This is a genomic window from Pseudomonas oryzihabitans, assembly GCF_001518815.1.
GTDB classification, from domain to species: Bacteria; Pseudomonadota; Gammaproteobacteria; order Pseudomonadales; family Pseudomonadaceae; genus Chryseomonas; species Chryseomonas oryzihabitans_E.
In genome coordinates this window covers 358,920-372,848 of record NZ_CP013987.1, presented here as the reverse complement: position 1 = coordinate 372,848, position 13,929 = coordinate 358,920, and the positions used below count along the sequence as shown (strand labels likewise).

Sequence of the window (13,929 nt, the reverse complement as noted above, 5' to 3'; positions counted from 1 at the left end):
CTGAACGGCGTGCCTTGCCGTTTTTTTTGCCGGATGTGACGGGCATACTAGGCGCTTCGCCCTCGAAACGTACGACTTCGCATGCGCCGTGTTCTCGCCCTTCTCCTCTTCGCCAGCGTTCTCGCTCCTGCCTTGGCCGACGACCGCGCCGATACCCAGCGGCAGATCGAGCAAGCCCGCCGGGACATCCAGGAAATGCAGAAGGTGCTCAAGCAGGTGCAGGCCGAGAAGTCTGGCGTGCAAAAGCAGCTGCAGAGTACCGAGACCCAGATGGGCGAGCTGGAAAAGCAGGTGGATTCGCTGCAGAAGCAGCTGGAGAGTGGCGAAAAAAAGCTGCAAGAGCTGGACGGGCGCAAGCAGAAGCTCGACCAGTCTCGCGCTGAACAACAGAAGCTGATCGCCGTGCAGGTCCGCGCCGCCTACCAGAGTGGCCGCCAGGAATACCTCAAGCTGTTGCTCAATCAGGAGCATCCGGAAAAGGTCAGCCGCACCCTCACCTACTACAACTACCTCAATCGCACCCGCCTGGATCAGCTGGCCGCCTTCAACGACACCCTGCGCGAATTGCGCGACGTGGAACAGGGCATCCAGCAGGAGCAGAGCGAACTGGTCGCCCGTCGCGAAGACCTGGAGAAGCGTCAGGCGGACCTGGCCGAGGTGCGCAAGGAGCGTCAGGCGGCGCTGGCCAAGATCAACTCGGACTACCGCGACAAAAGTCGCGAGATCGAGAGCCGCGAGCAGGATCAGGCAGCCCTCAACAAGGTGCTCAAGACCATCGAGGAAACCCTCGCCCGCCAGGCCCGCGAAGCCGAGGAAGTCCGCCAGCGGCAGCTCGCCGAGGCCCGTGCCGCCCAGGCGCGGGAAGCGGCGCGACGCCAGGCGCAAAGCGATACGAAAGCCCCCCGCCCCTCGAACGCCCCGGAGCTGGCGGTGTCTAGTGCAGCACCTGCGTATGGCGGCGCCTTCGCCAGTGCCCGTGGCAAGCTACCCTGGCCGGTCGACGGTCGCCTGGTGGCGCGCTTCGGCAGTGCCCGTGGCGACGACCCTCGGGCGAAATGGGATGGCGTCCTGATCGCTGCCGGTGCCGGCACCAGAGTCAAGGCGGTCCACGGCGGTCGGGTAGTCTTCGCCGACTGGCTAAGAGGCGCCGGGCAGCTGGTTATCATCGATCATGGGAATGGCTATCTCAGCCTGTACGGACATAATCAGAGCCTGCTGAAGGCTGCAGGTGACGTGGTCAAGGCCGGGGATGCCATCGCGACCGTCGGCGCCAGCGGCGGTCAGGAAGCCTCCGCCTTGTACTTCGCCATCCGCCAACAGGGCCGCCCGACGGACCCCGTCATCTGGTGCCGTGCTCAGGGATAGTGCGACACACCTCGGTTTAGGAGCTGCACATGCCGCATCGCTTTCGTCCCACCGTCCTGGTCCTCGCCCTGTTGTTCGGTGGCGTCGGAGCTGTCCAGGCGCAATCGCCGCAAAGCACGCCAGCCGCGGTAACGCCGGTCGCTCCGGGTACCGCTCCTGCTGCCCCGGCCAGCGCTCCGCTGCCCCTGGACGAGCTGCGCACCTTTGCCGAGGTGTTCGACCGCATCAAGGCCGCCTATGTGGAGCCGGTGTCGGACAAGGTCCTGCTGGAGAATGCCATCAAGGGCATGCTCAGCAACCTGGATCCGCACTCTGCCTATCTCGAACCCAAGGACTTCGCCGAACTGCAGGAAACCACCAGTGGTGAATTCGGCGGCCTGGGCCTGGAAGTCGGCCAGGAAAACGGCTTCATCAAGGTGGTCTCGCCCATCGACGACACCCCGGCGGCCAAGGCCCATCTGCAACCCGGGGATCTGATCGTCAAGATCGACGGCCAGCCGACCAAGGGCCAGGCCATCAACGAAGCCGTCGACAAGATGCGCGGCAAGCCGGGCAGCCCCATCACCCTGACCATCGTGCGCGGCGGCGCCCAGCCGTTCGACGTCAAGCTGGCGCGGGCGGTGATCAAGGTCAACAGCGTCAAGAGCCAGTTGCTCGAATCCGGCTACGGCCTGCTGCGCATCTCGCAGTTCCAGGTGAATACCGGCGAAGAGACGGTCAAGGCGCTCGGCAAGCTGCGCCAGGAAAACAAGGGCAAGCTCAAGGGCCTGATCCTCGACCTGAGAAACAATCCGGGGGGCGTCCTGCAATCGGCGGTCGAGGTGGCCGATGCCTTCATGACCCACGGCTTGATCGTCTACACCAAGGGCCGTCTACCCAATTCCGAGCTGCGCTTCTCGGCGGATGCCGCCGATCCCAGCGAGAAGGTGCCCTTGGTGGTCCTGATCAACGGCGGCAGTGCCTCGGCTGCGGAAATCGTCGCCGGCGCCCTGCAGGACTCCAAGCGCGGCATCCTCATGGGCACCGACAGTTTCGGCAAGGGCTCGGTGCAGACGGTGCTGCCGCTCAACAATGACCGGGCGCTCAAGCTCACCACGGCGCTCTACTACACGCCCAATGGCCGCTCCATCCAGGCCCAGGGCATTACCCCGGACATCCCCGTGGCCCCCGCCAAGGTCACGCCGCAGAGCGGTGGCGACGAATACTTCCGCGAGGCGGACCTGGCCGGCCACCTGGGCAATGGCAATGGCGGCGCCGATCGGCCAACCGGCAGCAAGGCGCCCAACCAGAGTACGCGTCCGCAGGATGACGACTTCCAGCTCTCCCAGGCGCTGTCGCTGCTCAAGGGACTCAACGTCACCCATACCCCGTGAGGGGTAGACACTGGCTGCTGGCCGGGGCGCTCGCCCTGGCCAGCGGACTCGCCCAGGCGGCTACCGCGCACCTGACCATCGTCATCGACGACCTCGGCCAGAATCCGGCGCGGGATCGCCAGGTGCTGGCCCTGCCCGCACCGGTAGTGCTGGCCATCATCCCCGAGACCCGCTACGCCGCCGAACTAGCCGCCCAGGCCCATCGCGCCGGCCGTACGGTGCTGTTGCACCTGCCCATGGACCCGGCTGGCGGGCCCTATGCCTGGCATCCGGAGATGTCTTCCGCCGAACGCCTGCAACGCCTCGACCGGGCGCTGGAACGGGTACCCGAGGCGGACGGGGTGAACAACCACGAAGGCAGTCGCATGACCGCCGACCGGCCGGCCATGGCCGAGCTGATGCAGGTCTTGCAGGAACGCCATTTGCTGTTTCTCGACAGCCGCACCAGCGCCGCCACCGTGGCCGCGGCGGAAGCCCAGAAGATCGGCCTGGCCAGCGTCTCGCGCGATGTCTTTCTCGACAACGAGGCGACCCCGGCGGCGGTGGCCGCGCAGCTGGCCGAGGGTGTACGCCTGGCCCAGCGACAGGGCAGCGCCGTATTGATCGGCCATCCCCATCCGGCAACCCTGGCGGTGCTGGCCCAGCAGCTGCCACAGCTCAAGGCCCAGGGCGTGGAAGTCATCGACCTGCCACAGATGATCGCCCTGCGGGCCAATCGTGCCATGGCCGGGCACGGTCGCGACGGGCGCTATCGCTAGTGCCCGACACCTGTCACCCAGGCGTCAGAGGTAGTTGCGGGTGATGCTGTCGACCACGCCTTCCTGGCGCATGGCATCCAGGGCCTGCTGCAAGCGGGTCACCACCTCATCAGGGGTGTCCTTGTTGAGGGCCAGATAGAGGTCGGACTCCTGAAAGCTGAGCAGTGTCTGCAGATTGCTGACGCCCTGCTGCTTGGCCAGATAGCGCCCCACCACGTCGGTGGTAGCCCAGACGTCGATCTCGTTCTTCTGCAGCCGGGCGATGTTCTCCTGATCGCGCAGGACTTCACTGGCGACGACACCCTTGTCCTTGAGCATCTGGCTGACCGCGGAATTCTTGTAGGCGCCGACGCGCAGCTTGGCAGCCGCGGCGAGATCGGGGACCCGGATCGTGCTGCCCGGTAGCGCCATGAGCACCTTGCGGGTCTTGCCCAGCGGTCCGACCCACTTGAACAAGGGGCCCCGCGCCTCGGTGCGGGAAACGGAGAACAGCCCGTAGTTGGGGCTTTCCAGGGTCAGGTTGTAGAGGCGATCCCAGGGAAAGCGCAGCGACAGGCTGTAGTCGATCCCGGCACGCTTGAACATCTCACGGACCAGATCGGTGCTGATGCCGTCGATGGCCTCGTCGCGGGCGAAGTTCTTGTCATCTACCGCCATGTTGAAGGGCGGGAAATTCTCGGTCAGCAGCACGACGCGATAGCCGGGTGGCAACTCCGCCTGGGCCGTTCCCATGCCCAGGGCGCAGCTCAACAGCACGCTAGCGATAGGCAGCCACAACTTGCGCATTGCTCTCTCCTCGCCCAACCGTCCGAGCCGAGCGCTCGGCCCATCGGGGTTACAGATAACGGTTGAAGATGGTCTGGACCGCGCCGCTCTGGCGCATCTCGTCCAGGGCCTTTTGCAGCTTCTGTACCACCTCGTCGGGCGTCTGCTTGTTCAGGGCCAGGAACAGCTCGCCGGTGTTGAAGCGCAGCAGCATCTTGAGGCCGGTCACCTCTTCCTGGCGCGCCAGATAGCGACCGGCGGGATCGCCGGTGGCCCAGACGTCGATCTGCCCCTTGAGCAGGCGCTGTACGTTTTCCTGATCACGCAGCGCGAGATCAGGCTGGAAGCCCTGCTGGACGAGACTCTCGGCGATGGCGTCGCCCTTGTAGGCGCCAATCTTGAGCTGCTGCTGGCGAACGTCGTCCAGGCTGCGCAGTTGCAGATGGCTGTCGGCGCGGCCGAGCAGGACCCAGTCGTCGGGGCCTATGGGGCCGACCCACTTGAACAGGGCTTCGCGCTCGGGCAGCCGGGCGGTGACGAAGACGCCGTGGTCGCGCTGATCCAGGGCCATGCCGTAGATCCGCTCCCAGGGGAATCTCAAGGTGAGGTTGTAGGAGATGCCGGCGCGCTGGCACATCTCGCGCACCATGTCGACGGCGATGCCCTTGAGATCGTCCTCGCGGGCGAAGTTCTTGCCGTCGGTGGAGAAGTTGTAGGGGGGGAAGTTTTCCGTCAGCAGCGTGAGCTGATAACCCGTCGGGATCTCCGCCCTGACCATGGTCGTCGATACCAGCAGCAAACCCGCCAAGCAGGCCCAGAATCCCTTGCGCACGCCCCTCTCCCTGCCGGCACTGCCGGTGCTTAAGATTTTGTGGAGCGTATCACAATCCCTTTTTCGGCCAGGTACCGTTTAGCCTCGGGAATGGTGCATTCGCCGAAATGGAAGATACTGGCGGCGAGCACTGCCGAGGCCTTGCCCTCGAGGATGCCGTCGGCCAGATGCTGCAGGTTGCCAACGCCTCCGGAGGCGATCACCGGGATACCCACCGCCTCGCTGACCGCGCGGGTCACGCCCAGGTCGAAGCCGTTCTTCATGCCGTCCTGATCCATGCTGGTGAGCAGGATCTCGCCGGCACCCAGACCTTCCATCTTCTGCGCCCAGGCCACGGCATCGAGCCCGGTGGGCTTGCGCCCGCCATGGGTGAAGATCTCCCAGCGCGGGGTCTCGCCGGGGCCGCTGACGCGCTTGGCGTCGATGGCCACCACGATGCACTGGGAGCCGAAGCGCGCCGCGGCTTCGCCGACGAATTCCGGGGTGAAGACCGCCGCGGTGTTGATCGAGACCTTGTCCGCACCGGCGTTGAGCAGGTTGCGGATGTCCTGCACGGTGCGCACGCCACCGCCCACGGTCAGCGGGATGAACACCTGGCTGGCCATGCGTTCCACGGTGTGCAGGGTGGTGTCGCGGCCCTGGTGGCTGGCGGTGATGTCGAGGAAGGTGATCTCGTCAGCGCCCTGTTCGTTGTAGCGACGAGCGATCTCCACCGGATCACCGGCATCGCGGATGTTCTCGAACTTGACGCCCTTGACCACGCGGCCATTGTCCACGTCCAGGCAGGGGATGATGCGTTTCGCCAGCGCCATGACTGAGTCCTCAGACCTTGAAGTTGTCGCACAGCGCCTGGGCCTCGGCGACGTCGAGGGTGCCCTCGTAGATCGCCCGGCCGGTGATGGCGCCGATGATGCCCGGGCTGCGGGCGTCGAGCAGGTTCTGGATATCACCCAGGTTATGGATGCCGCCGGAGGCGATCACCGGGATGCTGGTGGCTTCGGCCAGGGCACGGGTGGCCGGGACGTTGCAGCCCTGCATCATGCCGTCGCGGGCGATATCGGTGTAGACGATGGCGCTGACGCCGTCGGCTTCGAAGCGGCGGGCCAGGTCGGTGACCTGCAGCTCGCTGACCTCGGCCCAGCCGTCGGTGGCGACGAAGCCGTCCTTGGCGTCCAGGCCGACGATGACCTTGCCGGGGAAGGCGCGGCAGGCCTCAGCGACGAATTCCGGCTGCTTGACCGCCTTGGTGCCGATGATCACGTAGCTGACGCCGGCGCGCACATAGTGCTCGATGGTCTCCAGCGAGCGGATGCCGCCACCGATCTGGATCGGCAGGCCGGGATAGCGCTTGGCGATGGCGGTGACCACCTCGCCATTGACCGGCTGGCCCTCGAAGGCGCCGTTGAGATCCACCAGATGCAGCCGGCGGCAGCCACCGTCGACCCACTGGGCGGCCATGGCCACGGGATCGTCGGAGAACACGGTGGAGTCTTCCATGCGCCCCTGGCGCAGGCGGACGCAGGCGCCGTCCTTGAGGTCGATGGCGGGGATGATCAGCATGGCAATACCTTGGCTCGGGGGTGAGGGCGGTCTAGGGCTTTTCCAGCGCCCAGATGTCGCTTTCCAGGCTGTCGACGCGCTCCCTGAGCAGGGCCTGCACGTCGGCAACCGCCTTGTTGTAGTACAGCGGCCCGCACTCGCGGGCGAAGAAATCCAGCAGTTCCTCGACTTCGAACCGCCCCAGGCGGACCTCGAAGCGATCGTCCAGCAGGGTCTGCAACGCCGTGACCACGCGCTGGGTCTGCTCGGGTTCGAGCCTGACCAGCGGCGCGGACGGCTTGCGCGCCATTACCAGCGGCCGTCCCAGGCGAGGAAGTTGGCATAGAGCTGCAGACCGCAGTCGGCGCTCTTCTCGGGGTGGAACTGGGTGGCGAAGCGCGAGCCGTCGGCCAGGGCCGCGGCGAAGTCCAGGCCGTAGTGGCCGCGACCGACCACCTGGCGCGGGCTGCCGGCCTCGACATAGAAGCTGTGCACGAAATAGAAACGGGCGCGATCGGGGATGCTGTGCCAGAGCGGATGGTCGAGCACGTGGCTGACCTCGTTCCAGCCCATGTGCGGCACCTTGAGGGTCTCACCCTCTTCCTGCATGCCGCCCGGGAAGCGCCGTACGGCGCCGGGGAACAGGCCGATGCAGTCCACCCCGCCATTCTCTTCGCTGCGCTGCATCAGCGCCTGCATGCCGACGCAGACGCCGAGGAAGGGCCGGTCCTGGCTGACTTCACGTACCAGCTCATCGATGCCCTGGCGGCGGATCTCAGCCATGCAGTCGCGGATGGCGCCGACGCCGGGCAGGACGATGCGGTCCGCCTCGCGGATCACCGCGGGATCGCCGGTCACCAGCACCTGATGGCTACCAGCATGCTCCAGGGCCTTGGCCACGGAGTGCAGGTTGCCCATGCCGTAGTCGATGACGGCTACCGTCTGCATTACAGGCACCCCTTGGTGGAGGGCATGACGCCGGCCATGCGCGGGTCTTCGCTGAGGGCCATGCGCAGGGCGCGGCCAAAGGCCTTGAACACCGTTTCGATCTGGTGGTGGCTGTTGACCCCGCGCAGGTTGTCGATGTGCAGGGTGACCTGGGCATGGTTGGTGAAGCCCTGGAAGAATTCGAGGAACAGATCGACGTCCATGCGGCCCACGGTGGCGCGGGTGAAGGGCACGTTCCAGTGCAGCCCGGGCCGGCCGGAAAAGTCGATGACGACGCGCGACAGGGCTTCGTCCAGCGGCACATAGGCATGGCCATAGCGCTGGATGCCCTTCTTGTCGCCAACGGCCTTGGCGAAGGCCTGACCGAGGGTGATGCCGATGTCCTCCACCGTGTGGTGGTCATCGATGTGCAGGTCGCCGCGGCAGTGGATATCGAGGTCGATCAACCCGTGGCGGGCGATCTGGTCGAGCATGTGCTCGAGGAAGGGAACCCCGGTGTCGAAGCGCGCTGCGCCCGTGCCGTCCAGATCCAGGGATACCTTGACCTGGGTTTCCAGGGTGTTGCGCTCGACGGTTGCCTTGCGTTCGGCCATAGCCTGCTCCGCGAAAATCGGTGGGCGAAAGGGCCGATATTATAGGGGCGTGGGGGCTGGATCGAAAGCGCGGCGGGACGGAGCGTCCCACCGCAAGGGCGCCCCACCCGGGGCGCCCTGTTGTCGCGAGGCTGAGCGGTAGCTTAGCTGAACAGCGCAGCGGTCTTTTGCAGGGTGATCCAGATACCCCAGGCCAGCGGGATACCCACGGCCAGCCAGGCGGCGATGGCCAGCGGCTTGGTCTTGGGATCGGCACTCCACTCCAGTATCTGGGCGCTGCCGACGTTGCTGTCATGGCCATTGGCGCGCTCGACGGCGAGTTCGGCCTCAGTCATGAAGTGCTTGTCGGCTACCGGGCGCACCATCAGGTTGCAGAGGAAGCCCAGCACCAGCAGGCCGGCCAGGATGTACAGGGTGATGTCGTACACCTGGGCGCGGGGGATGCCCATGCTCAGCTGGTACTCGCGCAGGTAGTTGACCAGCACCGGACCGAAGACGCCGGCGGCGGCCCAGGCGGTGAGCAGGCGACCGTGAATGGCGCCGACCATCTGGGTACCGAACAGGTCGGCGAGGTAGGCCGGCACGGTGGAGAAACCACCGCCGTACATGGACAGGATCAGGCAGAAGGCGAAGACGAACAGCGCCACGCTGCCCAGGTGACCGGTCCAGGGCACGATGGCATAGAGCACGAAGCCCAGGGTGAAGAAGACGAAGTAGGTCATCTTGCGGCCGATGTAATCGGAGAAGGATGCCCAGAAGAAGCGACCGCCGATGTTGAACAGGCTCAGCAGACCGGTGAAGCCGGCGGCGATGGCGGCGATCTGCTTGAGCTGATCGGCGCTGAGTTCACCGTAGGGCAGGCCGTTGCCCAGCAAGCGACCACCAAAGACTTCCTGCAACAGCGGCGATGCCATGCCGATGATGCCGATGCCAGCGGTGACGTTCAGGCAGAGCACGGCCCAGACCAGCCAGAACTGCGGGATGCCCCAGATCTTGCTCACATGGACGTGGCGGTTGGTGATCATGCCGCTGCTGGCCTTCTTGGTGGAAGGCGTCCAGCCGGCGGGCTTCCAGCCGGTCGGCGGTACGCGGTAGCCCAGGGCACCGCTCATCATGAACACGAAATAGATCACCGCCATGACCAGGAAGGTCTGCCAGACACCGATTTCGGTGGCCGAGGCGAAGTGACGCATCAGGGCATCGGCCAGGGGCGCACCCACCATGGCGCCGCCACCAAAGCCCATGATGGCCATGCCGGTCGCCATGCCGCGCTTGTCCGGGAACCACTTGATCAGGGTCGACACCGGCGAGATGTAGCCCAGGCCCAGCCCGATACCGCCGATCACGCCCGAACCCAGCCACAGCATCCAGATCTGGTGGGTGTAGATGCCCAGGGCGGAGATCAGCAGACCGCCGCACCAGCACAGCGCCGAGACGACACCGGCCTTGCGCGGACCGGCGTGTTCCAGCCAGCCACCGAACAGGGCGGCCGAGCAGCCGAGGAAGATGAAGAACAGGGTGTAGATCCAGCCGAGCTGGGAGATCTTCCAGTCACAGGTAGCACTGAAGATCTGCTCGAAGAAGCCCATCTCGACCGGGCAGGCCACGGCGGCGGTGATGCCGATCGCCTTGGACAGCGGCAGCCAGAACACCGAGAAGCCGTAGGCCATGCCGATGCACAGATGGATGGCCAGGGCAGCCGGCGGCACCAGCCAGCGGTTGAAGCCGGGCCGGGCGACGATGCGCTCCTTGGAAAGAAAAGCCGGACGAGCCGAAGCGGCGCCGCCAGCGGTGAGAGTAGTGCTCATGGGTTTAGCCCCTTTCTGATGTATAGCGTCCAGGCCGGTGGACATTCCCTGCACGCTTCCCCATAAACGAGTCAAAGAAACGGCGTCAACCGACCAGAGGTGCGCGACATTAAAGCGCACCCTGGCCTACTGCCACCCCTACTCATTTGCCAGGGTACGGGCGGTGCAAGACCGCCGACGAAACGGGCGTTTACCACCGCTGTCACAGGGCCGACACCTCGATGTCATCGCGGCCAGCCCAAGCCCTTATACTGGCCAGTCGCGCCATCGCCCGCCGGAACAGGAATTTCCTCGCCATGAAAGCTTTCGCCAAAGTGCTGGGTATCGTCCTCGTCGGCCTGCTGCTCCTGCTGGTCGCCGTAGGCTTCGCCCTCACCCATCTGGTCGATCCCAACGACTACAAGGACGAGATTCGCCAGCTCGCGCGCAACAAGGCCAACGTCGATCTGCAGCTCAAGGGCGACATCGGCTGGAGTCTGTTCCCCTGGCTGGGCGTCGAATTGCACGATGCCACCCTGGCCAGCGCGGCCACCCCTGATCGCCAGCTGGCCCAGGTACAGCGGCTGATCCTGTCGGTCCGGCTGCTGCCCCTGCTGCTGCGCCGCGACCTGGAGATGAGCGACGTCAAGATCAACGGCCTGGACCTCACCGCCAGCCGCGATGACCAGGGCCGCACCAACTGGGCCGAGATCGGTCGCCCCGCACCCAAGGCGGACCAGAGCGGCGCCCCAGCCAAGGCGCCTGCCGATTCCTCCGGCTCCGGTGAGTCGACCAGCCCGCACCAGCCGCTCAAGCTCAATGTCGAGAGCCTGACCGTGCGCAACTCCCGGATCGAATACAGCGATGCCCGCAGCGGTGCTCACTATGCCTTCGAAGGCATCGACCTGGAGACCGGCGCCATCTACGCCGGCACGCCCATTCCGCTCAAGCTCGCCGGTACCGCCAGCACCACCCAGCCGCCGGTGAACGCCACCGTGCTGCTCAATGGCGAATTCCATTTCGATCCGGCCAGCCAGCAGTACGCGCTGGACAACCTCAAGCTCACCGGCGACGCCAGCGGCGAGCCCTTCAACGGCAAGGTGGTCAATTATTCCGCCAGCGGCCAGCTCGCCGTCGACCGCCGCGCCCAGACCGCCGAATGGACCAGCCTCAAGCTCACTGCCAATGACCTCAAGGCGCTGGGCGACCTCAAGCTCACCGGCCTGGAAACCGATCCACAGCTGGCCGGTCGCGTGTCCATCGCCCGTCTCGACCTGCGCGCCTTCCTCGACAGTATCGGCGTCGAATTACCGGCCATGGCCGATGCCAAGACCCTGCAGCGCTTCGAGATGAATGCCCAGGTGCAGGCCAGCCGCAACGCGCTGGCGCTGGACGACTTCAACTTCCAGCTGGACGACAGCACCCTCAAGGGCCGCGTCGCCGTCGCCGACATCGCCCGCCGCGCCCTGCGTATCCAGCTCAGCGGTGACACCCTGGACCTGGATCGCTATCTGCCGGCCAAGGCCACCGCCGCGCGCCAGGCCAATGGCGCACGCCAGGAAGAGGTCGCCCAGGTCGACGCCATCGCCACCCAAGGCAACTCGCCGCTACCGGAAGCCCCGACCCAGCACGCCTGGAGCGAGGAAACCCTGCTGCCGGTGGAACGCCTGCGCAGCCTGGACGCCGATGTCGACCTGAGCCTGCAACACCTCACCCTCAATCGCCTGCCCTTCGAAGACGCCAGCCTCAAGGCCAAGGCCGCTGACGGCCAGCTGCAGCTCAGCGCCCTGGAAGGCGAGCTGTTCGGTGGTCGCTTCGAAGCCAACGGCGCCCTCGACGTGCGCGGTGCCCAACCGCAACTCACCGCCCGGGAACGCATCAAGGCCGTGCCGGTGGAGCGCATCCTCCAGGCCCAGGGCCAGAAGCCGCCAGTGGAAGGCCTGCTCGACCTGGACGCCGACCTGCGCAGCACCGGCGCCAGCCAGCGCACGCTGATCGACAACCTCGGTGGCACCGCGCGCTTCGCCCTGCGCAATGGCCAGCTGATCGACGCCAACGTCGAAAGCCAGCTGTGCCAGGGTATATCCCTGCTCAACCGCAAGCCGCTGGAATTGCCCCATGGCGGCCAGAACACACCCTTCCGCCAGTTGAGCGGTAGCCTCACCATCGTCAACGGCGTGGCCCGCAACCAGGACCTCAGCGTCAGCGTGCCGGGCCTGGCGGTGAAGGGCGATGGCGACATCGATCTGCGCACCCTCGGCCTGGACTACCGCCTGGGCATCACCGTGCAGGGCGATACCAACGCCGCCGCCGATCCGGGCTGCCAGGTCGGCGAGCGCTACGCCGATATCGAATGGCCGCTGCACTGCCGCGGCCCCATGGAACTGGGCGCCAAGGCCTGCCGCCTGGATCGCGAGGCCATGGGCCAGATCATCGCCCGCGCGGCCGGCAATCGTCTGAACGAAAAAATCGAAGAGAAGCTGGGTGATAAGATCAGCCCTGACATCCAGAACGCCATCCGGGGACTGCTGCAACGCCGATGACTGACGACGCCTTTGGTACCGCCGTACTGGCCTGGTACGACCTGCACGGTCGCAAGGACCTGCCCTGGCAACAGGCCGTGACCCCCTATCGCGTCTGGGTCTCGGAGATCATGCTCCAGCAGACCCAGGTGGCCACGGTACTGGGCTACTTCGACCGCTTCATGCAGGCGCTACCCACCGTGGAGGCCCTGGCTGCCGCACCGGAAGACGAGGTCCTGCACCTCTGGACGGGCCTCGGTTACTACAGCCGCGCGCGCAATCTGCACAAGGCCGCCAAGACCGTGGTCGAGCAGCACGGCGGCGAGTTTCCCCGCAGTGTTGAGGCCCTTGCTGAGTTACCCGGCATCGGCCGCTCCACCGCCGGGGCCATCGCCAGCCTGAGCATGAACATCCGCGCCCCCATCCTCGACGGCAACGTCAAGCGGGTGCTGGCGCGCTATACCGCCACTCCCGGCTATCCCGGCGAGCCTGCCGTGGCCCGACGCCTGTGGGAGGTCGCGGAACGACTGATGCCCCACGAGCGTGTCGGCCCCTACACGCAGGCGATGATGGACCTGGGCGCCACCCTCTGTACCCGCAGCAAGCCCAGCTGCCTGCTGTGCCCGGTCAAGCCGGGTTGCCGCGCCCACCTGCTAGGCCAGGAAACCGACTTTCCCGCCGCCAAGCCACGCAAGACACTGCCGCAGCGCAGCACCCTGATGCCGCTGTTCGTCAACGATGCCAATGCCGTGCTCTTGCAGCGCCGGCCGTCCACCGGCCTCTGGGGCGGCCTCTGGGGACCGCCGGAGGTCGCCGATGTGGCCGAGCTCGAAGCCCTCGCCGAACGCCAGGGCCTCGCCATCGACGAGCGCCAGGCGCTGCCCGGCCTGGTACACACCTTCAGCCATTTCCAGCTGGCCATCGAGCCCTGGCTGGTGCAGGTGGACCATCGCCACCAACGCGTGGCCGAGGGCGACTGGCTTTGGTATAACCTCGCGTCCCCGCCGCGCCTGGGCCTCGCTGCCCCGGTGCAGAAACTGCTCAAGCGCGCCGAGCAGGCGCTCAAAGGAGAACCCGCATGACCCGCACCGTGATGTGCCGCAAGCACAAGCAGGAGCTTCCCGCCCTGGATCGCCCGCCCTACCCCGGCGCCAAGGGCGAAGACATCTATCAGCACGTCTCCAAGCAGGCCTGGGAAGAGTGGCAGAAGCACCAGACCATGCTCATCAACGAGCGTCGGCTGAACATGATGAACGCCGAGGATCGCAAGTTCCTGCAAGCCGAGATGGACAAGTTCCTGTCCGGTGAAGACTACGCCCAGGCAGAAGGCTACGTGCCCCCCAGCGCCTGAGTCGACGGCTTAGGACCTATTCAAAGCCTGCTGCGCGTCGGCCAAAGGGCGTTGAGGATGGCCTGGGTCGCCAGCCCGGCCTGGGCGGCCCCGTCG

At 66.1% G+C, this 13,929-nt stretch carries 14 protein-coding genes; 6 read left to right on the top strand and 8 right to left on the bottom strand.

Features of this window, described 5'->3' with window-relative positions; all coding sequences use genetic code 11:
• Window positions 1-81 precede the first annotated feature (81 nt).
• From APT59_RS01725 to APT59_RS01715, 3 genes are read left to right on the top strand one after another with little or no spacing between them, the layout of a single operon-like run.
• Window positions 82-1,365, top strand: coding sequence for a murein hydrolase activator EnvC family protein (locus APT59_RS01725; protein WP_059313274.1), 1,284 nt, complete (start codon window positions 82-84; stop codon window positions 1,363-1,365).
• 29 nt (window positions 1,366-1,394) lie between these two features.
• On the top strand, window positions 1,395-2,738 hold the full coding sequence (locus APT59_RS01720) for a S41 family peptidase (protein ID WP_059313273.1): 1,344 nt from the start codon (window positions 1,395-1,397) through the stop codon (window positions 2,736-2,738).
• Window positions 2,735-3,496, top strand: a complete 762-nt coding sequence (locus tag APT59_RS01715) for a divergent polysaccharide deacetylase family protein (RefSeq protein WP_059313272.1) — start codon at window positions 2,735-2,737, stop codon at window positions 3,494-3,496. Before APT59_RS01720 ends, APT59_RS01715 begins: the two co-directional genes overlap by 4 nt.
• Before the next feature lie 24 nt (window positions 3,497-3,520).
• Here the strand turns inward: APT59_RS01715 and APT59_RS01710 are convergent, their stop codons facing one another.
• The 8 genes from APT59_RS01710 to APT59_RS01675 form a co-directional block, all read right to left on the bottom strand.
• Window positions 3,521-4,282, bottom strand: a complete 762-nt coding sequence (locus tag APT59_RS01710) for a substrate-binding periplasmic protein (RefSeq protein WP_059313271.1) — start codon at window positions 4,280-4,282, stop codon at window positions 3,521-3,523.
• A 49-nt stretch (window positions 4,283-4,331) separates the two neighbouring features.
• The gene (locus APT59_RS01705) at window positions 4,332-5,039 is read right to left on the bottom strand and encodes a substrate-binding periplasmic protein (RefSeq protein ID WP_059316804.1); all 708 of its coding nucleotides are present in this window, start codon (window positions 5,037-5,039) and stop codon (window positions 4,332-4,334) included.
• Between the two features lie 83 nt (window positions 5,040-5,122).
• Window positions 5,123-5,905, bottom strand: a complete 783-nt coding sequence (gene hisF / locus APT59_RS01700) for an imidazole glycerol phosphate synthase subunit HisF (protein WP_007159785.1) — start codon at window positions 5,903-5,905, stop codon at window positions 5,123-5,125.
• A 10-nt stretch (window positions 5,906-5,915) separates the two neighbouring features.
• Window positions 5,916-6,653, bottom strand: a complete 738-nt coding sequence (gene hisA, locus APT59_RS01695) for a 1-(5-phosphoribosyl)-5-[(5-phosphoribosylamino)methylideneamino]imidazole-4-carboxamide isomerase (RefSeq protein WP_027597481.1) — start codon at window positions 6,651-6,653, stop codon at window positions 5,916-5,918.
• 31 nt (window positions 6,654-6,684) lie between these two features.
• Complete coding sequence (locus APT59_RS01690; protein ID WP_059313270.1) at window positions 6,685-6,942, bottom strand: DUF2164 domain-containing protein; 258 nt, start codon at window positions 6,940-6,942, stop codon at window positions 6,685-6,687.
• Entirely contained in the window at window positions 6,942-7,580 is a 639-nt protein-coding gene (gene hisH, locus APT59_RS01685) for an imidazole glycerol phosphate synthase subunit HisH (RefSeq protein ID WP_059313269.1), read from the bottom strand. Before hisH ends, APT59_RS01690 begins: the two co-directional genes overlap by 1 nt.
• Window positions 7,580-8,173, bottom strand: a complete 594-nt coding sequence (hisB, locus tag APT59_RS01680; RefSeq protein ID WP_058761454.1) for an imidazoleglycerol-phosphate dehydratase HisB — start codon at window positions 8,171-8,173, stop codon at window positions 7,580-7,582. The genes hisH and hisB overlap by 1 nt, the downstream gene beginning before the upstream one ends.
• Before the next feature lie 143 nt (window positions 8,174-8,316).
• A complete protein-coding gene (locus APT59_RS01675) occupies window positions 8,317-9,981 on the bottom strand; it encodes an OFA family MFS transporter (RefSeq protein WP_059313268.1) in 1,665 nt (554 codons plus the stop codon).
• Window positions 9,982-10,277: 296 nt separating this feature from the next.
• On the opposite strand from APT59_RS01675, the gene APT59_RS01670 reads away from it, so the two are divergent.
• From APT59_RS01670 to APT59_RS01660, 3 genes are read left to right on the top strand one after another with little or no spacing between them, the layout of a single operon-like run.
• Window positions 10,278-12,503 carry an AsmA family protein gene (locus APT59_RS01670; protein ID WP_059313267.1) on the top strand — a complete coding sequence of 742 codons (2,226 nt, stop codon included), beginning with the start codon at window positions 10,278-10,280 and terminating at the stop codon, window positions 12,501-12,503.
• A complete protein-coding gene (gene mutY, locus APT59_RS01665; protein ID WP_059313266.1) occupies window positions 12,500-13,564 on the top strand; it encodes an A/G-specific adenine glycosylase in 1,065 nt (354 codons plus the stop codon). Before APT59_RS01670 ends, mutY begins: the two co-directional genes overlap by 4 nt.
• The gene (locus APT59_RS01660; RefSeq protein WP_017639567.1) at window positions 13,561-13,833 is read left to right on the top strand and encodes an oxidative damage protection protein; all 273 of its coding nucleotides are present in this window, start codon (window positions 13,561-13,563) and stop codon (window positions 13,831-13,833) included. The genes mutY and APT59_RS01660 overlap by 4 nt, the downstream gene beginning before the upstream one ends.
• Window positions 13,834-13,929: the final 96 nt, after the last annotated feature.